Below are 19089 nucleotides of genomic sequence, written 5' to 3'. Positions count from 1 at the left end.
AGAGCACTTTTTACTATAAATGAAATGAGATGATTGTGTGCCTTTTATGAATCGTTTTACAACAACAGTAACTGGTGCCGTCACGTTCACCGGGAACACGTTGGGACTAAGTCCTACCTCACCTGCACCAAACAATAACTTCGGTACGATTGATGTGTTTACAACGATAAATACATCGCTTCAAGTACCTGGATTCCCGGCAGGAACAACGAATGACTGGCCATTAAATTCTTCAAGTGCAATTTTGAACCTTCCAGCAGGGAGTAGTGTTTTATACGCAGAACTAGTATGGGCCGGCACATACCGGACCGATACAGAGGATGTTACAGCATTTTTAAATGATAATATTTCATTTACAACACCAGCAGGAACATTTTCTGTTGCACCAGATCCTGCAACTGCGCAGCAAGGTTCAGTTGGGAACCAGTTTTATTATGTTCGCTCTGCTAATGTAACGAATCTTGTTAATACAGGGGGAGCGGGAACATATACAACGGGTGCTGTACCGGCTGCAAGAACTTCAGCTGATCCAACAATCAGTCGTTCAGCTGGCTGGACGCTTGAGGTAGTTTATCAAAATGCAAGTTTACCACTTCGGAATTTGTCAGTATATGCAGGTCAAGAAATTATCGATGCTTCATCGCCACCAGTTGATGCTACTATTTCAGGATTTGCAACTCCGGCAACAGGAGCTGTTACAGGAAGAGTGCTCGTAACTGCTCAAGAAGGTGATTCTAGCATTGTTGGAGATCAGCTTCGCTTTGGACCGAATGCAAATGCTACAGTTGCTTTATTCGGACCGAGAAATCCCGCAAATAATTTCTTTCAGTCACAAATTTGTAATGATAGTGGGAATTTAGATACAACTGGCACCTTTGGAAATTTGAATCAGCCGTTAGGGATAGCTTTGGCCGTCCGAAGACAAGGATGGGATATTACGAATGTAGATGCTTCGTCATCCTTAGTAAATAATCAAACGTCAGCGACTGTTCGCTTCGTTACAAATGGAGATGGATATGCTGCAGCTGGTTTTGGTGTTCAAATTGATGCGACAGGGCCAATTATAAATCCCGTTAAATCTGTTGATAAAACCGTTGCAGCAGTAGGTGATATTCTCACTTATACGATTACTGTTCCGAATACAGGGACAGGAAGTGCAGAAAACGTTGTATTACAAGACAGTATTCCGAATGGAACGACGTTTATAGCAGGCAGTGTTACAGTAGGTGGAGTAACTCAGCCGAGCGCCAATCCAGCTAGTGGAATTAATTTAGGAACGATACCGAATAATGCTCAAAGAGTTGTTACATTTCAAGTGAGAGTTACGTCATTCCCAAGTCCAAATCCAATTTCAAATCGTGCAATGGTGTCATACCAATTCCGTCCTTTTGTTGGAAGTCCTCCTATCACAAGTACAGCTTCTTCAAATACAGTACAGACGACGGTAAATCGCGCAAATGTAAGTTTGCAAAAATCTGTAGATCTACAGACGGCAACACTTAATGACATATTAACGTACACAGTGAATGTCACGAACAATGGGAATGTCGCTGCAAATAATGTTATTTTTGTCGATAGTATACCTGCTGGAACAATGTTTGTAACAAATAGTGTTACGGTAAATGGAGTAGCTCGACCAGGAGCGAATCCAGCAAGTAGTATTAATCTTGGAAGTATTAATGCTTCGCAAACGACTGTAGTACGCTTTCAAGTTCGAGTGACATCTAATCCGCTTGTAAATCCAATTCCGAACCGTGCAAGTGCAACGTTTAACTTTATTCCGGTTCCTGGTCAACAACCAATTTCAGGCCAAGCGACAAGTAATACAGTATTTACTACAATAAATATAGCTGATATAAGAACGAGAAAAACAGTGGATAAAGCTTTTGCGACGGTTAACGACGTTCTTACGTATACCGTTACAATTGAAAATACAGGAAATGTACTGGCGACGAACGTTATTTTTCAAGATCCAATCCCAATTGGAACGACTTTTATACCAAATAGTGTAACTGTTGATGGAGTTTCGCAACCTGGGGCAAATCCAGCGACTGGGTTTACGGTAGCGAATATATCTCCAGGTGGAAGTAGAACGGTGACTTTTCAAGTACGAGTTACATCTACCCCATCAGGAGGCACGATTGCGAATCGCGGTAATGTATCTGCTAATTTCGTCGTTATTCCGAATCAACCGCCAGTAACGATTAATAGGCAAACGAATACCGTTGTAACACAAGTTAATACAGGTGGTTTAAATGTAATAAAAGAAGTGAATACAACGCAAGCAGCAGTAGGGGATACTTTAACGTATACGATTGCCGTTCAAAATACAGGAAACGTTCCGCTAACAAATGTATTTTTCCAAGACCCTATTCCTTCTGCTGTTTCATTTGTTGCAAATTCTGTGACAATTAATGGAGTACCGCAAAGTGGATTGAATCCGAATCCAGGATTTTCTCTTCCAAATATTCCTGCGGCTCAAACAGTCGTCGTCACATTTGACGTATTAATTGTACAGGATCCAGAAAATGAAGATATTTTAAATCAAGCAAATGTAACAGCAAGTTTTCAAGTGAATCCGAGTGAACCACCAGTAACAATTAATGTTCCTAGTAACATTGTTAACACAACTGTACAATCAGGGAATTTTGAAGTTGTGAAATCAGTCAATACGGATGTTGCAACGGTAGGGGATGTTTTAGTATATACAATCGAAATCATAAATGCAGGTAGTGTACCAGCGACAAATGTATTTTTCCAAGATTCAATTCCGCAAGGGACATTATTTATTGAAAACAGTGTATTAGTTAATGGTGTTTTACAAGAAGGAGCAGATCCAGAACTTGGATTCCCACTAAATAATTTGCCTACTGGCGCAAGTGTAATTGTTTCGTTTGAAGTATTAATTGATGAAATTCCCCAAGGAAATAATGTCGTAAATAATGCGAATGTAACTGGAGATTTCCTTGTAAATCCAACAGAGCCACCAATTACTGTAACAGTACCAAGTAATACTGTTATGACAGTTGTGAATTCTTCAGGGCTAAATGTAATGAAGAGCGTAAGTGCTAGTGAAGCTGGTGTAGGAGATACGCTAACGTATACAGTTCGTATACAAAATAGTGGAACAGTAGCAGCGACAAATGTATCATTCGTTGATCCGATTCCATCTGGAACAACGTTTGTTGCGAATAGTGTAACAATAAACGGGATATCTCAACCTGGTTTAGATCCGACAACTGGATTTCCGCTTGCTAATATTCCGGTAGGTACGATGGTAACAGTTACTTTCCAAGTGTTAATTACAAGTGTACCATCAAATAGAGTTCTTCCGAATAATGCGAATGTCACTGCTGATTTCCAAGTAAGTCCTCTCCAGCCACCAATTACAATTGTAACGATTAGTAATATTGTTGTGACGCGAGTGAATGTAGGATCACTTAATGTAATGAAGAGTGTAAATACACCACAAGCAGGTATAGGAGATACGTTAACGTATACGATTCTTATTCAAAATACAGGAACTGTTCCTGCAACAAATATCATTTTTCAAGATCCAATCCCAACTGGAGCTACATTTGTAGCGAATAGTGTAACGATAAATGGAGTTGTTCAGCAAGGCGCGAATCCTATGACAGGTTTTCCAGTACCAAATATTCCAGTCGGGCAAACCGCTACCATTACGTTTCAAGTTACAGTGACGAGTGTTCCAAGTGGAGGGAATATAAGAAATCAATCGAACGTTACTGCAAGTTTCCTTATAAATCCGGCAGGACCTCCTATAACGACTGTTACGAATAGTAATTTTGTAGTGACACAGGTAAATACGGCACAGTTAAATATACAAAAATCTTCATCTGTACAACAAGCAGCACTTGGAGAGACTTACACGTATTCTGTTGTCATTCGAAATAATGGCACAGTACTAGCGACGAATGTTTCTTTCATTGATCCGATTGCAACAGAAACAACATTTGTCGCAAATAGTGTAACGATAAATGGAACGCCTCAACCTGGCTTTGACCCAAATGTTGGTTTCCCGCTCCCTAATATCGCAGCGGGAACATCATTGACAGTAACGTTCCAAGTTACGGTAGTTGCACCGTCTACACGTGGAGCAGTATTAAACACAGCATCTGCTACAGCCACTTTTTTATTAAATCCTTTACAACCGCCTGTAACAACGACAAATTCAAGTAATACGACAGTAGTTACAATACCGTTACCTCCTCCTGGTGAAGTAACAGCAACAAAAACTGTAAATGTTGCTGCTGGAGCTGTTGGAGATGTATTAACGTATACCGTTCTAATAACGAATGTAGGAATTATACCTGTTACAGATGTACTCTTCCAAGATGTCATTCCAGAAGGATCAACATTTGTCGCAAATAGTGTAACGATAGGTGGAATACAGCAACTTGGTTTAAATCCTGAAATAGGATTTACAGTTACTCCGTCATTAAATGCTGGTGGAAGTATTACGGTAACATTCCAAGTGACGATTACAGAGATTCCAGATAATGAAGTCATATTAAACGATGCTGACGTTACATTTACTTCACAACCAAATCCGCAGGAACCACCGATTACGCAAACGATATTAACAAATTTAGTCGTTACGACGATTAATATAGCGTCTATTTTCCCATTAAAACTAGTAGATAAAGAGGCAGCAACGGTTGGAGAAATATTAACTTACGATGTACTAATTTTTAACTTTGGAACAGTGCCGGCAACAAATGTTCAATTTCTTGATTCTAGTACGAGTGGTGTAGAATTTGTTCCAGGAAGTGTGAGTATAAACGGAATACCAGAGCCTGGGTTAGATCCGTTCATAGGCTTTACAGTTCCAGATATACCTGTAGGTGATTTTGTACTTGTCACATACCAAGAGATGGTAACGAGCATACCTCAAGGTGGAACAGTTGTTAACTTTGTGGATGTTACGGCTACATTTGCTGTAAGTGAAACAGAGCCGCCTATTACTGAAACAACGACAAGTAACACGACATTAACGAAAATAAATGAATCTGGTTTGAATGTTTTAAAATCAGTAAGTGAGCCGGTTGTTGCAGTAGGAGATACAATCACATATACAACAGTAGTTCAAAATACAGGAACAGTGACAGCGACGAATGTTCAATATAGTGATGTATTACCTTCCTCTATAACATTCATACCGAACAGTGTAACGATAGACGGTGTGTTACAACCTGGATTCAATCCTAATAATGGATTCCCGCTTCCACATATAAATCCAGGTGAAAGTGTAGAAGTAACCTTCCAAGTAACCGTCGTCAGTGTGCCATCAAACGGAACGATTGCCAATACGGCAAATGTGACTGGAAGCTTTATATTAGTACCAGGAGAACCACCAGTTATAGTAAACCAACCAAGCAATACAACACTCACAACTGTAAATAGAGGACGATTTAATGTTATAAAACAGGTGAACAGGGCTGCGACTCTCGTTGGCGATGTATTAACGTATACAGTGCAAATAACGAATACGGGAACAGTAACAGCTAACAATGTTCAGTTTATTGATACGATTTCAGCAGGAGCGTCATTTGTCCCAAATAGTGTAACGGTAAATGGAACTCCGCAACCTGGTTTGAATCCAATTACTGGGTTTGGAATTGGCGATATACTTGTTGGCAATACGACTATAGTGACGTTCCAAGCGACAGTGACAAATATTCCATCTTCAGGAACAATAACGAATGTTGCAAATATAACAGGAAGTTTTACTTTAGTACCAGGAGAACCACCAGTTGTAGTAACAGAGCCAAGTAATACGACAATAACAAGGGTAAATAGAGGGCGATTCAATGTTATAAAAACTGTCAACAAACAGGCGACACGATTAGGAGATACGTTAACGTATAGTGTGCAAGTTACAAATACAGGAACGGTAACAGCGACAAATGTGCAATTTATTGACGTTCCATCACCTAGTTTAGAATTCGTTCCGGGGAGTGTACAGATAAATGGGATTCCGCAAGTAGGTTTAGATCCTTTTGTAGGCTTTTCATTACCGGATCTTGCAGTAGGGGATGGCGTTTTAATAACGTTCGAAGTAACTGTAATCGCAATTCCGCCTTCTAATAGTATTATGAATTCGGCGAGTGTAACTGGTGATTTTGAATTGATTCCAGGAGAACCTCCATTTACGATAACGAATTTAAGTAATACGACAGTAACACCAGTAAATAGAGGCAGTTTAGATATGCTAAAAGAAGTAGATCATCCAATTGTTGGAGTAGGAGAAAAGGTAACGTATACTGTTCGTATATTAAATACTGGTACGGCTGATGCGATGAATGTTCAATTTATAGACGTGTTATCTCAGGAAGCTGATTTTGTCCCAAATAGTGTAACGATAAATGGAATACCACAGCCGGGGTTAAATCCACAGATTGGATTTACGATACCAGATATCCCAGTCGGTGAAACGGTGATTGTAACATATGAAGCTACGATTACAAGTTTTCCTGATGGTGGTACGGTAGTGAACGTTGCTGGGGCATTAGCAGAGTATATTTTAGTACCAGGAGAGCCACCAGTTACAGTGATGGACACAAGTAATACAGTTATTGTAACGGTAAATACTGCAATTTTGTTTGTTGCAAAAGGAGCGGATTTTGAAGTAGCAATGGTAGGAGATGTTGTCACTTACGGAATTGCTGTTATAAATGATAGTACAGTTCCTGTGACGAATATTATTTTAGCAGACATCATTGATCCAAATACTTTATTTATAAGTGGCACGGTAACAGTAAATGATGTACCTTTTCCATTTGCCAATCCGAATACTGGTATCCCTTTAGGTGATTTTCAGCCAAATGATGCAGCGATTATTAATTTCCAAGTTGTAATAACAGGAGGGAAAATAAATAATTTAGTTACAAATACAGCTACAGCGAATGGGCTTGCAACTGTAAATCCTAATGAGCCGCCAGTAGTAGTTGAAGGCGATAGTAATACAGTTGTTATCCCGTTTATTCCTCAAAATGTTTCAACAACAGTCGTAAAAACGGCAGATCTTCAATCAGCAACGATAGGCGATGTTATTACGTTTACGACAGTTATTACGAATACGGGGGATACAGCGATACAAAATATTCGTTTTCAAGATATGTTAGATAGTAGTTTTCGATTTGTTCCTGGAAGTGTAACTGTTGATAATACGCCAGTGCCAAATGTAAGCCCAGTATCAGGGTTTCTTATAGGAAGTTTAAATCCAGGTGAAGCACGGACAGTTTCGTTCCAAGTAACAGTTCAGAGTGCACCAAGTGGTTCAGGAAATTATATTAATCAAGCGAGTATTCGCTTCGAACATCAAGTAGGCACAGTATTGCCACCTGTTACACAAATAATAGATAGTAACATAGTTGTCATTCCATTTGTTCCAACGACAGAACAAATTTGTGAAACAAACTTTAATTGTTTAGACAAAATTCCATTTCACTGTTCTCCGTGTAATCAGTTGCGAATAAATAAAAAATAAACACAAAAAGAGCATCCTGAAAGAATAGGATGCTCTTTTTGTTTAGATCAAGTAGCTTCTTCTTCGGGAGAAGTGAAAAATTCGTTGACTTTGTTGGAGAGTAGAAATGGAATAGCTCCTTTTATAACGGAAATGTCCCAGTCCCACCATGCAAGGTTTTCTAGTTTTTCAATGATTTCTTGCGGGAAACGATATCGAACTAGTTTGGCAGGATTACCAGCGACGATTGCATATGGAGGTACGTCTTTTGTAACAACACTCTTGGCCCCGATAATGGCCCCGTTACCAATTGTAACACCAGATAAAATGCAGGATTGATAACCAATCCATACATCATTGCCGACTACGATATCACCTTTTGAAGAAGGATGACCAGTAATGTGTGCTCCTTCTTCGAAGAGGACATTAAATGGATAAGTTGTTATCCAATCAGCACGATGTTCACCGCCAAGTACGAAAACGACTTCTTCTCCTAATGAACAAAACTTACCTATTTTTAATTTTGTTTCATCATTCCAAGAAAAAATAATAGGGCCTACTTTACTGTAAGTATAATCACCGATATCATATTTATTATATTCAGGTTTTTGATTTAAATATAACATACCAATTTTAGCATCCTCTCTAAAGAAAGTAATGGATATGGAACATTATATGCAAGGTGAAGTAAGGCGAACTATGTTGTATGAAATAGTAATGTGCAAAAATGTTAGTAGGCAAGATGAATAAAAGGGAGTGAAATGTATGAGATACGAAATGGGATTATATAATAAACCTTTTCAGTCGATTCAATTGGGAAAAAAAGTATATGAAGTACGCTTATACGATAAAAAACGTCAACTTATAAAACAAGACGATGAAATTGTATTTACGAACCTTACGACAGCAGAAACGATGGCTGTAAAAGTAACGGAGATAAAACGATACGAAAGCTTTAAAGCAATGTACGAACAAATTGATAAAAAATTATTTGATTGTGAAGAACTTAGTATAAAAGAAATGTTAGAAAGTACATACGGAATATATACGAAAGAACAAGAAAAAGAATGGGGAACAGTTGCGATTGGTGTTGAGGTAATAAAGTGAGAAGAAATCGCGGTGCAGCTATAATTATACAAGGTGGTAAAATCGCTCTTATAAAACGTGTTCGAGAAGGTGAAATGTATTTTGTTTTTCCAGGTGGGGGAATTGAAGAAGGAGAAACACCTGAAGAAGCAACGAAGCGAGAGGTCTATGAAGAATTAGGGATACATATACAAGTGGAGCATCTGATTGCAAAGGTGGAGTATAAAGGTACGGAGTATTATTATAATGCCCATATTATAGGTGGAGTTTTCGGAAGTGGTAAAGGCGAGGAGTTCGAGCTGAAAGATAGAGGGAGTTATATTCCTTTATGGATGCCGGTAAATGAGTTGCCAAATTTAAATGTAAAACCTTATGATGTGGCCAAATGTGTATTTGATTATTATGGAATATAAGGTCTGACAACATACAAAAAAAACCATTGACATAGCCTTCTGATTTAAGTATTGTATTCGAGTATGTTTATAATCAGGAGGTTTATATGAGCAATCAAACTACTACACATCATGTGAAAATGACAACAGCAGATCCATCTGGAATCGGTCTATTTGGATTAGCGATGGTAACACTTGTAGCATCGTCTCAAAAGTTAGGCTTAACAGATGGCGTTTCACTTGTATTACCATGGGCAATCTTTTTAGGAGGATTTGCACAAATCTTTGCATGCATTCACGATGCAAAGCACAACAATACGTTCGGTACAACAGCATTTGGTGCGTACGGCCTATTTTGGTTAGGTGTTGGAATGACTTGGTTAATTCAACTCGGAGTATTTGGCGAAAAATTAGCCCAAACTGCAGATTCAAAACAGCTTGGTGTAGCCTTTATCGGATACTTGATTTTCACGATCTTTATGACAATTGGTGCAATGGAAACACATAAAGTATTATTTATGATTTTCGTCCTTATTGATTTCTTATTTATCGGTCTTTCATTAAGTACTTTAGGTGTTATGCCGCACGCAATGCATAATTTAGCAGCGTATTCTGAACTATGTATTTCATTATTATCTTTCTATGGTTCAGCAGCGGCTGTGTTAAATACACACTTCGGAAAAGTTGTATTACCAGTTGGAAAACCATTTGGTATTTTTAAAAAGTAATAAAAAAGAACAGATGATTGTATAGTCATCTGTTCTTTTTTATTTATTTATAGCTACAGCAGTAGATCCTGTCATTTCGGAAATCTTTTGAGAGCTTGCTGGGTTGCCATCTATCGTTACATGAATTTGTTGCTTAGGGTTCGAGGTAACAACCCAGGCGTTTGGTAAATAGCGTGATTTATGAGATAAGGTTGAAGGGATGTTTAAAATGTCTCCCATTGCGTACAATGTTGCTGACGAGCCCCCGTCCATTGCCATTGCATTTATGGCCCCTTTTTCATAAAGAATATCTTGGCAGTCTCTTAAAGAAGCTCCGATACTATGAGGTTGTCTTCCATCAATGATGAAAAACATAATTGATCCATCTTTTTTCTGAGCCATAATACTTCGGGGACCATAGCCCCATCCGCCATCATTTGTAATCATTTTTTCGCCATTTACAATTAGTTGAGGCATAAAGCCAGCAGCGGAAACGACATTCTTATTTAACAGTTGATTAGCAGAAAACTCTCCTGAAACCATTTGTCCGTATTTTGTAAGTCCACTGACGAGAGTAGGGGTATTAATGTCTTGCGGTGTGTTGATAACTTTCCCGTTTTCAATAACAATACCGATGCCTGTTTTACCACCACCATGCCCCGTTTCATCCCAGAACCCACTAGCATTTACAGCAGCAAGTGCATGGTTTCGTTTTGCCATGACATATATTTTTTCTCCAACGTCTTTCCCTTCTGAACCTTGTTGTGTAACGAGCTTTACATTTAATGGATTACTAATAGTCATTAATTTACCTTCAAAAAAATGATCATTGTATTTTTTCTTTATCGTTTCAATCGAAACGTTTAATGGTGCATTTTTCTTTCGCTCTAATTCTTGTTTTGAAAGTTTAGTATTGGCAAAATCGCTATTTTTCCATTTTGGATTTGTAATGGATTGAGAAATATCATTTAACTCGTTATCAGACAGTAATGTAATTTTTGCGTATTGCGGATGTTGAGACGTTAAAATACTTTCCGCTGCGATGACACGTAAATTATGGCCGTATGAAGTGCCAAATAGAATAATGGCACCCACTGTTAATAATAGTGCTGTCAAAAGGGATGATATTTTTAAAAGTCTAATAAAAAATTTTTTCATTAGAAAGACTCCTCTTTTTGTAAGATCGAAATTGTTTGTTGCCTAAAAATAATGAAATGTGTAAATGGCCTTTCGCATTATATATGCAACATATTAAATGTGAAAGGATGTATATACAATAAGTTGAGAAACTAGATTTGGCAATAGATGAATATGAATGTTAATACTCAAAATGAAAAGGGAATAGTCAGATGTACCATTTCTTTTAGCATAAATGAAAAGGATATAAATTGGATGAAAATAATAATTGAAATTGATTCTCATTATTAATATAATGAGAATGAGAATCAATTATTGTAAGAGGGGGATGCCAAAGTGGCGAAAATTTTAATAGCGTATGCAAGTATGTCAGGGAATACAGAGAGTATTGCTGACTTAATTAAAGTAAGTTTAGATGCCTTTGATCACGAAGTAGTATTGCAAGAGATGGAAGGTATGGATGCTGAAGAATTATTAGCTTATGATGGAATCATTTTAGGATCTTATACGTGGGGTGATGGTGAATTACCATTTGAAGCGGAAGATTTCCATGATGAGTTAGAAAATATAGATTTAACGGGTAAAAAAGTGGCTGTTTTTGGATCAGGTGATACGGCGTATGAGCTGTTTTGTGAAGCGGTAACGATATTTGAAGAACGTCTTGTAAAATGCGGGGCAGAACTTGTACAAGAAGGATTGAAAATTGAATTAGCTCCAGAAGATAAAGAAGACGTTGAAAAATGCAGTGATTTTGCAATTGCTTTTGCCGAGAAGTTCTAGGAACGGGAGTGTCAACGTGGAAACAATGTTAAGTGCAACTGCTATTACAAAGTTAAGAGATGGAAAGCTTTTGTTAGCTACTACATATAATGGTTTATTCATTGAAAAAGATGGAGAATGGAAACAGGCTTTAACTGGTTTCCAAAAACGAATTCGAGATTTACATAGTGAAGGTAACGTAGTTTACGGAGTAGGGGACGAAGGAGTTTTTATTCGTAGTATGAATGGTGGAGAAACGTGGACGATCCAGCGCTTTCCAACGAAAGCAACGAGCTGGAATGTATGTAGTAATGAGAATGGAACAGTAATTGCTCATGGAGATAAAACACTGTATCATTCTAATAATTTTGGTTCCACATGGGAGACTATTCAGCCATTTCTTAATTACGGTAGTGAGGCACCATCTATTCGATCATTATTTTTATATAAACATTACTTATTTATCGGTACGAAAATACATACTAAATATGGTGGTGTTTGGCTTTTTGATTTAGAGACACGTAAATTAAAAAGGATTAAAATAGCGATGAATCAGATGATTTCTGCGTTGACTATACATAATTCCTATTTAGTAGCGGCAAGTGGATCGTGCAAGGGAATTAGCGGAAATATTTCTTTTTGCAGAATAGATGAGAGTATCGAAAGTGATAAAATAGGTTGGCATACATGTCAAAGTGAACAAAAAGCGAGTAGTTATTTAGATTTAAGTGTGGATCAACATGTGTTATATACAACGTCAACGCAAAATAAGGCGGGGATTAGCACTGTTTGCCGTGTGCTTCTTGAAGAAGGAATTGTTACAGTATGTGATTCGGTTAAAGGGCATGGTTGGCGCATTGTTAATGAAAAAGAAGGCTATGTTGTAGCTGGATCAGGTGAATTAAAAGCGATGCAGTGGAAAAAAAAAGCTGTATAACTTTAAAAAAACTTTACTTTTATTATATTGGTATGATATAGTTACTTTAAACCATTTTACTTTTAATAATATAGAGATTTAAATGAGCTGTAACTTCCGAGGAGGATAGCAATGTTAAATCTCCTCTGGGGTTGCAGTTTTTTAATATATGATGTATTATTGTAAAGTGGTTGAAAATGAATATGTACATATAGGTACATTGTAGGAGGATTTTTTAAATGCAAAACGGTAAAGTAAAATGGTTTAACGCAGAAAAAGGTTTCGGTTTCATCGAGGTTGAAGGCGGAGAAGACGTATTCGTTCATTTCTCAGCTATCCAAGGCGACGGCTTCAAATCTTTAGAAGAAGGTCAAGAAGTTACTTTCGAAGTAGAACAAGGTAACCGTGGACCTCAAGCTACAAACGTAAACAAGAAGTAATTATGAAAAAAGAAGGGCTTGCCCTTCTTTTTTTTTGCGTTTTTATTGAATATCCTCCTATGTACATGTAATAATAAGACTGAATTTTTGATTTTTATGTGAAGTTTTTCATGCATAAAGTGCATTAATAAATAAATACTGAAAATAAAGTATGTGTGTGAAAAGGAATTTAGAAAGAGGTAAATAAATTGAAAAACGCTACACACTTCATTGTGTTTGATATTGAAAGGAATTTTAGGCCGTATAAATCAGAAGATCCGTCAGAAATAGTTGATATTGGAGCTGTAAAAATAGATGTGAGTACAATGAAGGTTATTGGAGAATTTTCAGAGTTAGTAAAACCAAGTGCCCCATTAACTCGTCATACAACAAAATTAACTGGAATTACAAAGAAAGATTTAATAGGTGTAGGGAATTTCCCTCAAATTATAGAGAAATTTATTCAGTTCATCGGAGAAGATTCTATATTTATTTCATGGGGAAAAGAAGATTACCGTTTTCTATCTCAAGATTGTACATTATACGGTGTAGAATGCCCATGTATGGAAAAAGAGAGCAGATTTGATGTGCAAAAATTTGTTTTTCAAGCGTATGAAGAATTATTTGAGCATACACCAAGTTTACAATTTGCAGTGGATCAGCTCGGCTTAACATGGGAAGGGAAGCAGCACCGGGCTTTAGCAGATGCTGAGAATACAGCAAATATCTTTCTGAAGGTATATGGCGAGAGAGATATTAACAAGCGATACAAGAGACATGGTGAGCTTGAACTTGTAAAGAACGGAAAACTAACAGAAAAAGCGAAAAAAAGGATGCGGAAATGGGTGTTTAAAGAACTGAGAAAAAATACAGAGCGTCCTTTTGTATGGAGTGCATTTGAAAGCAGTGACACGTGGGAAAGTATAACGGAAAGATATTATATAAGTGAATCAGCAGTAGAACTTCTGAAAAAACACTTTCCTACTGCGGTGAGAAAAGCGGAGCGGCAGCTTAGGTATTTGGCTGAGATGGAGAAAGTAGTAGAAGAAAGTTAGTAATAAAATTTATTTTATTCATATGTACAACTAGACTTTAGGATTAAGTTGCTGAAGTTTAGTTGGAAAATTCACGGCTTGTCCTGTATTGTTAATGGAATATTTTGTTATTTTTAGCACGGATATACATAGAAAAGAGTGTAGTTTAATGGAAGCAATCTTTAACATTTTAACCATTTTAGTTTTTTTGATAATATTTACCACACTATTTGCACTAATTACACTTCCTTTCATAGCAAAGAAGAAGAATTGGAAAAAGCTTAATATATCTTTAACTCGTGGTGTATTAAAGATTAAAATCGAAGAGTAAGGTAAGAGTCTTATACAAGGGAGGTGTGATAGTGATAGACTTGGAAATCAAAGATGTCACCGTACAGATGGAATTAAATGGTGTCTTTTGGAATGAGGATGGAATTGCTGAAATGATGGTGACTACAAAAGCGGAGCATTCTCTTATTCTTCGTCTAGTAGTTGACTTAGAAAGTAAAACGATTCGTGCGATGAATGCCGAGATAGTGGGTGGGTTCTGTCCTCTATGTAAACAGAAAAGGAACGAATGTAGTGAACTTAATGATGTGCAAAATAAAATGGATATTTTAGAAGAAGCCTACGATTGGGTGAGAGAGCATCCGGAATATCGTTTTCAATTATCTTTTTACGAGTACAATAAATTTGAGGTAGTAAAGTAAAATTTTCATTTTAACAACATACATAATGACTAAAAGGAAAAACACCAAAAACTTATAGAAGGACTTGGTCAACTAGAAATATTGAAGTAGATGTCTCTCATGGAAATACGCTTGTACAACAAGGAAGGAATCTGCTTGATTCTACAAGAAATATCATCTTGGTGCAAAAATATTTTTTAAAAATAAGCATATTTGTTATAAAGAAGAAAAACCGATTCTTAGTAGAATCGGTTTTTAATATAAATGTCAACTATGTCCCAAATAAAAGAGCGCTTGTTAATAGAGCTCAGTAAAAATAGGTATATGGAAGCATTTATTCAATCCCATTCGGATCATAAGAATACTGCTGTTTATTCTCAATCCGCTCAATCACATCTTGTAATTCATCTTGCCTCAGAAGCTCAATATAAGAGAATCCTTTCTCAATACTTTTAACAACTTGTCTCCAAAATAGCAGGGTGTACATATAATATTGTATATATGATTTTAAAGGAGATGTTTTCTTGACGAAAAGAAATTGTAGGAGCCACCATCCTTCGTTTGCTCCCTTCATAAGCCCCAATCCTATCACCTCATTTAATCGGGTTAAACGTTATCCCAAAATTGATAAAACAGCTTTCATAAGTCCATTTTCTAGTGTGATAGGCGATGTGAGAATTAAAGATAATGTATATGTAGCTCCGAATGTAAGCGTTCGTGCGGATGAAGGAACTCCATTTTATATTAGTTCAAACACAAATCTGCAAGATGGAGTTATCTTACATGGTTTATTGAATAAATTCGTTTCTGTTGATGATAAAGAGTATTCGATTTATATTGGGAAAAAAGTAAGTGTTGCGCATGGCGCCCTCATTCACGGTCCTTGTTATATAGGAAATAAGGTGTTCGTCGGTTTTAAAGCAATTGTGTACAATGCGATTATTGGAGAAGGCACAGTTATTTCATACAATGCAGTAGTAACAAATGGTGTGCGTGTTTCGGCGAACAGATTTGTACCGCCTGGAGCCAATATAGATACACAAGAAAAAGCAAATGCGCTCATTCGAGTGCCAAAAGACGAAGAAGAATTTGCGCGAGAAGTACAACGTGTAAATCAAGAATTTCCTGCTTCTTATAACTTATTATTCGGTTCGCATCGTTGTTCTTGCGGAATGCCGTACAATCATTAAAAATCAGCAGTTTTTGAGATGAAGTGCTTATTATGCATGACAGTGGTTTAAAAGACTCGTATCCATTGAGAGATGGTGCTTCATTTGAAAAAAATGCCGGATCATACAATATAACATTAACAGATATACAAGACGGACACGTTACAGCGCATGTTCTTGATACGAAATGTTTTCGATAATAAAAAGACAATGATGGAATTTAACCCATCATTGTCTTTTTTACATTATTCTATTCAATTTCTCCTGATCCATAGCTATACTGCTGCTTATTCTCAATCCGCTCAATTACGTCTTGTAATTCATCCGGCTTCAAAAACTCAATTGGAGAGAAGCCTTTCTCAAACGTAAGTGTATCAGCCTCAATCATTAATACATAGCGGTCGTTTACCTTTGCGATATGTATTAAGTCTCCGAAATCAGCAAGTAACGCCTTTACAGAGATATGATCTGCTTTTAGCTTTAATTCCACTTCAGGGGCGTGCTCGACGATTTGAGCAGTAGCTTCCATTACTTCTTCTGTTGAAAATTGTTCCATAATTTCGCGTTTCGGACTGGCAGCCCATACTTCCATCGCTTGGTCGAACTGTTCACGTTCTTCAGTACCTTCTTCAAATACATCTTCAATTTGGTCGTATACCATGTCCATTACTTGTGTTTTCATAATTTCAGGCATAGAGCGTTCGTATTCGACGAATTTTAAGAAGTCTTCAAAGTAGCGGGCGTGTGATGCTTGGTGTATTTTTAGTTCGCCAGGCTCCACCATACCTTCTTCAGGCATGTATGGGTACTGAATAGATTTCATATTCTTTGTTGTGATGGCCATTTCAACGTTACGAATAAGTGTTGATTCATCAGAAATGGAAGCAACCTTTGGTTCGAAGTCACATTTCATTACGAATACGAATGGATCATCAAAGTATTTGCGTAGTTTTGCTTGAGCGATTAAAAACACACCACCACGTACAGCGCTTGTGTCAAGGTATGTATAAACGAGAGGTTCGCTCATATCTTTGAAGTTTTCTTTTGTTTCTGCAAAGCGAATACGATTAAATAAGTTGTAATGAGGGTTTGAATCGAGTTCATGCCCTTCTTCTACAATAAAGCGACCAATCTTCGTTGGGGCTTGTTCTGTTTTTGCGTGACGTTCTACTTTTCGCTTTGAAATTTTTAATAATTCACCATTCAAAAATTCTTTTAAAGAGCTATCTTCATACTCTTCAGCGTCTAATGTTTGAAAATGTTTATAGCGCTTATCAACTGCTTCACCTTTTCCTTCTACTTGTACTACATAAAAGGAAAGAAAATTTATTTCAAAATCCATATTTATCACCTTGTTTCATTTCATTAACTCTTATCAGTATAGAGATGGAAAAAACTTTCGTCAATTTATATAAGGAAGGGGGAGTCCCTTCCTTATATATTTGTTATTTTCGAAGTTAAAATCCGTCTTCTAATGCTGAAAATGGAATGTTTAGCCTGTTTTCTACTGTACGTAAACGCTGATTTAAGCGATTTAATCTACGTGTATGACGCTCAACTGTGTTTTCTAGTTGACGTACTCTTTGCTCGAGCTCATTTACTCGTCTTTCTAATTGACGGTTTCCAGCACCAGGAAAAGAGATTGGAAGTTGAAATTGGCGATTTGGATCATATGGATTAATTTGCTCTGTTTGATCTATATATTGTTGGTATTGTGCCTGTAAATCATACTGAGGTTGGTAACCATATTGGTTATATGAATCATAAGGGTTGTAGGGATACATAAAAAAATCCTCCATTTCTTTATAATAGGTTAAATTCACCATAATGTATGTGCAAAAGCGGAGTAGTGGCACGGCAAATACCTATATACACTGAAGCGAATGATTGTTTTTACCTATAAAAGCTCGGTTTAAGTTGTTTAATAATGATCACATATGAAAAATCGGTATTACGGTTTCTAAAGCATGCAGGTGAATAAAGAGGTGAAATGAAAGAGTTTTACATTTGTATTTTATCTGTTAAATGGTATATACTGGATGAGGATAGGTTGCATAAAAGTTACAATCTTATCAAACTCGAAAATTTATATAAATATGTATAGACATTTACAAAAGAAAAGAGTAATTTTAATAGAGTAAAAAACAACTTGTAACATTTTCTAAATATATTGTAAAATGATTGTAACAAAAGATACATAAAAATGAAATAATACATAAGAAATAATGTTGGGGAAAAGGAGAGAGTATATTGTTCCGAAAAATAAAGGGTATATTAGTAGGGGTGCTATGCGTAGCTGTAGTAAGTGGTTGTGGAACAAAAGTAAGTGATGTGGCATTAGTAAGTGATTTTGGAGGGAACGTTGTAGAGGCTAAGGCTGATGTACAGGATTCAATTAGCTTAGTGGATGGGCGTACTGGTACTGAGGTGAAAAAATTAGATTTATCGAGCTTAGGTTATTTTGAAGATGAAGCGAAATTCAAAGCAGCGGTAACGAAGGTTGCTAGTGAAGTTGGTAAAAGTGTCGATAAAAAGATGGTACCTTCCCGTTTGGCACCTGATGGAACGTGGCAAGAAGGAAAGCCTGCTTATGAGTTAATGGAAAAAGAATTAGTGGCTAAATTATTAAATGTGGGTATGTGGGATTCTTCTTATCAGTTACCAATTGTGGAGAAAAAACCGGTTGCAACACTTAGTGATGCTCAAGGAAGTGGTACTGTAATTGGTAGATATGAAACGAATTTAGGTGGCTCAGCAGGTGGTAGAGTTGAAAATATTCGTTTGTCTGCCGCGAGCATAAACGGGGTTGTTTTAGCGAAGGGAGACCGTTTCTCTTTCAATGCATTAATCGGTGATACAACACCAGATAAAGGGTATCAACTAGGAAAAGAAATTGTGGATGGTAAATTAGTAGATGGTTATGGTGGTGGCGTTTGTCAAACATCATCAACGCTATACAATGCAGCAGATCAAGCTGGTTTGAAAATGGTAGATAGAACTACACATTCTAAAACAGTAGGTTATGTCCCACAGGGAAGAGATGCTACAATTGCTTATCCATATTTAGACTTAGTATTTGAAAATACGAATGATGCTCCTGTTAAGCTTTATATGGGCATTCAAGGCGGAAAGTTAGTTGCTGAAGTACATAAGATGAAATAAATATGTAGTTAAAGGATAATAAAGTAAAATATTTATAGTTTCTATAATTGAAGCCATCTCTTCTGAATTTCAGAGGAGATGGCTTTTGTGTACAGTTTATTAAGAATAGTAAATTGATGTATTACTAGTA

The 19089-nt window shown here is 36.9% G+C and carries 16 protein-coding genes and 1 pseudogene; 12 read left to right on the top strand and 5 right to left on the bottom strand.

Annotated elements, in window-relative coordinates; genetic code table 11:
* The first annotated feature begins 37 nt into the window (after positions 1–37).
* Positions 38–7510 (top strand): DUF7507 domain-containing protein, encoded by a 7473-nt coding sequence (locus tag DET63_RS05145; protein WP_113936060.1) that lies wholly within the window; start codon positions 38–40, stop codon positions 7508–7510.
* 47 nt (positions 7511–7557) lie between these two features.
* Here DET63_RS05145 and DET63_RS05140 read toward each other — a convergent pair whose 3' ends face one another.
* On the bottom strand, positions 7558–8115 hold the full coding sequence (locus tag DET63_RS05140) for a CatB-related O-acetyltransferase (RefSeq protein ID WP_002128459.1): 558 nt from the start codon (positions 8113–8115) through the stop codon (positions 7558–7560).
* 139 nt (positions 8116–8254) lie between these two features.
* Here DET63_RS05140 and DET63_RS05135 point away from each other — a divergent pair, with 139 nt between their 5' ends.
* The 3 genes from DET63_RS05135 to DET63_RS05125 all read left to right on the top strand — a co-directional run bounded on the left by DET63_RS05135 (position 8255) and on the right by DET63_RS05125 (position 9695).
* Positions 8255–8596, top strand: coding sequence for an ASCH domain-containing protein (locus DET63_RS05135; RefSeq protein ID WP_002128458.1), 342 nt, complete (start codon positions 8255–8257; stop codon positions 8594–8596).
* Entirely contained in the window at positions 8593–8988 is a 396-nt protein-coding gene (locus DET63_RS05130) for an NUDIX hydrolase (RefSeq protein ID WP_113936059.1), read from the top strand. Before DET63_RS05135 ends, DET63_RS05130 begins: the two co-directional genes overlap by 4 nt.
* Positions 8989–9074: 86 nt before the next feature.
* A complete protein-coding gene (locus tag DET63_RS05125; RefSeq protein ID WP_000070943.1) occupies positions 9075–9695 on the top strand; it encodes an acetate uptake transporter in 621 nt (206 codons plus the stop codon).
* Between the two features lie 39 nt (positions 9696–9734).
* On the opposite strand, the gene DET63_RS05120 is transcribed toward DET63_RS05125, so the two are convergent.
* Positions 9735–10832 carry a phosphodiester glycosidase family protein gene (locus DET63_RS05120; protein WP_113936058.1) on the bottom strand — a complete coding sequence of 366 codons (1098 nt, stop codon included), beginning with the start codon at positions 10830–10832 and terminating at the stop codon, positions 9735–9737.
* A 315-nt stretch (positions 10833–11147) separates the two neighbouring features.
* On the opposite strand from DET63_RS05120, the gene DET63_RS05115 reads away from it, so the two are divergent.
* The 5 genes from DET63_RS05115 to DET63_RS05095 all read left to right on the top strand — a co-directional run bounded on the left by DET63_RS05115 (position 11148) and on the right by DET63_RS05095 (position 14649).
* Positions 11148–11591 (top strand): flavodoxin, encoded by a 444-nt coding sequence (locus DET63_RS05115; RefSeq protein WP_001062757.1) that lies wholly within the window; start codon positions 11148–11150, stop codon positions 11589–11591.
* Between the two features lie 16 nt (positions 11592–11607).
* The gene (locus tag DET63_RS05110; RefSeq protein WP_002066483.1) at positions 11608–12507 is read left to right on the top strand and encodes a WD40/YVTN/BNR-like repeat-containing protein; all 900 of its coding nucleotides are present in this window, start codon (positions 11608–11610) and stop codon (positions 12505–12507) included.
* Positions 12508–12725: 218 nt separating this feature from the next.
* Positions 12726–12926: a cold shock-like protein CspB gene (gene cspB, locus DET63_RS05105; protein WP_001179147.1), complete on the top strand. Its 201-nt coding sequence runs from the start codon at positions 12726–12728 to the stop codon at positions 12924–12926.
* Positions 12927–13114: 188 nt separating this feature from the next.
* On the top strand, positions 13115–13960 hold the full coding sequence (locus tag DET63_RS05100; RefSeq protein ID WP_113936057.1) for an exonuclease: 846 nt from the start codon (positions 13115–13117) through the stop codon (positions 13958–13960).
* Positions 13961–14301: 341 nt separating this feature from the next.
* Positions 14302–14649, top strand: coding sequence for a hypothetical protein (locus DET63_RS05095; protein ID WP_002087722.1), 348 nt, complete (start codon positions 14302–14304; stop codon positions 14647–14649).
* Between the two features lie 313 nt (positions 14650–14962).
* Here DET63_RS05095 and DET63_RS31120 read toward each other — a convergent pair.
* A pseudogene (locus DET63_RS31120) lies at positions 14963–15079 on the bottom strand (DUF3900 domain-containing protein); the annotation flags it as partial.
* 73 nt (positions 15080–15152) lie between these two features.
* Between DET63_RS31120 and DET63_RS05090 the strand changes: the two are divergent.
* Together DET63_RS05090 and DET63_RS30135 are read left to right on the top strand one after the other, a co-directional pair.
* Positions 15153–15818, top strand: a complete 666-nt coding sequence (locus tag DET63_RS05090) for an LbetaH domain-containing protein (RefSeq protein ID WP_113936056.1) — start codon at positions 15153–15155, stop codon at positions 15816–15818.
* Positions 15819–15850: 32 nt separating this feature from the next.
* A complete protein-coding gene (locus DET63_RS30135) occupies positions 15851–15997 on the top strand; it encodes a hypothetical protein (protein WP_002066490.1) in 147 nt (48 codons plus the stop codon).
* Positions 15998–16047: 50 nt separating this feature from the next.
* On the opposite strand, the gene DET63_RS05085 is transcribed toward DET63_RS30135, so the two are convergent.
* Entirely contained in the window at positions 16048–17139 is a 1092-nt protein-coding gene (locus DET63_RS05085) for a DUF3900 domain-containing protein (RefSeq protein WP_002033604.1), read from the bottom strand.
* 115 nt (positions 17140–17254) lie between these two features.
* Positions 17255–17581: a hypothetical protein gene (locus DET63_RS05080; protein ID WP_002137656.1), complete on the bottom strand. Its 327-nt coding sequence runs from the start codon at positions 17579–17581 to the stop codon at positions 17255–17257.
* 466 nt (positions 17582–18047) lie between these two features.
* On the opposite strand from DET63_RS05080, the gene DET63_RS05075 reads away from it, so the two are divergent.
* Entirely contained in the window at positions 18048–18959 is a 912-nt protein-coding gene (locus tag DET63_RS05075; RefSeq protein WP_002137655.1) for a VanW family protein, read from the top strand.
* The last annotated feature ends 130 nt before the right edge of the window (positions 18960–19089 follow it).

Source organism: Bacillus sp. DB-2, from assembly GCF_003315125.1.
GTDB classification, from domain to species: domain Bacteria; phylum Bacillota; class Bacilli; order Bacillales; family Bacillaceae_G; genus Bacillus_A; species Bacillus_A mycoides.
This window is presented reverse-complemented; position numbering and strand designations above follow the sequence as displayed.

Bases quoted from the DNA above. Each gene is read 5' to 3' on its own strand.
- DET63_RS05120 (WP_113936058.1), bottom strand. From the start codon at position 10,832: ATGAAAAAATTTTTTATTAGACTTTTAAAAATATCATCCCTTTTGACA.
- DET63_RS05125 (WP_000070943.1), top strand. From the start codon at position 9,075: ATGAGCAATCAAACTACTACACATCATGTGAAAATGACAACAGCAGAT.
- DET63_RS05080 (WP_002137656.1), bottom strand. From the start codon at position 17,581: ATGTATCCCTACAACCCTTATGATTCATATAACCAATATGGTTACCAA.
- DET63_RS05135 (WP_002128458.1), top strand. From the start codon at position 8,255: ATGAGATACGAAATGGGATTATATAATAAACCTTTTCAGTCGATTCAA.
- DET63_RS05085 (WP_002033604.1), bottom strand. From the start codon at position 17,139: ATGGATTTTGAAATAAATTTTCTTTCCTTTTATGTAGTACAAGTAGAA.
- cspB (WP_001179147.1), top strand. From the start codon at position 12,726: ATGCAAAACGGTAAAGTAAAATGGTTTAACGCAGAAAAAGGTTTCGGT.
- DET63_RS05140 (WP_002128459.1), bottom strand. From the start codon at position 8,115: ATGTTATATTTAAATCAAAAACCTGAATATAATAAATATGATATCGGT.
- DET63_RS30135 (WP_002066490.1), top strand. From the start codon at position 15,851: ATGCATGACAGTGGTTTAAAAGACTCGTATCCATTGAGAGATGGTGCT.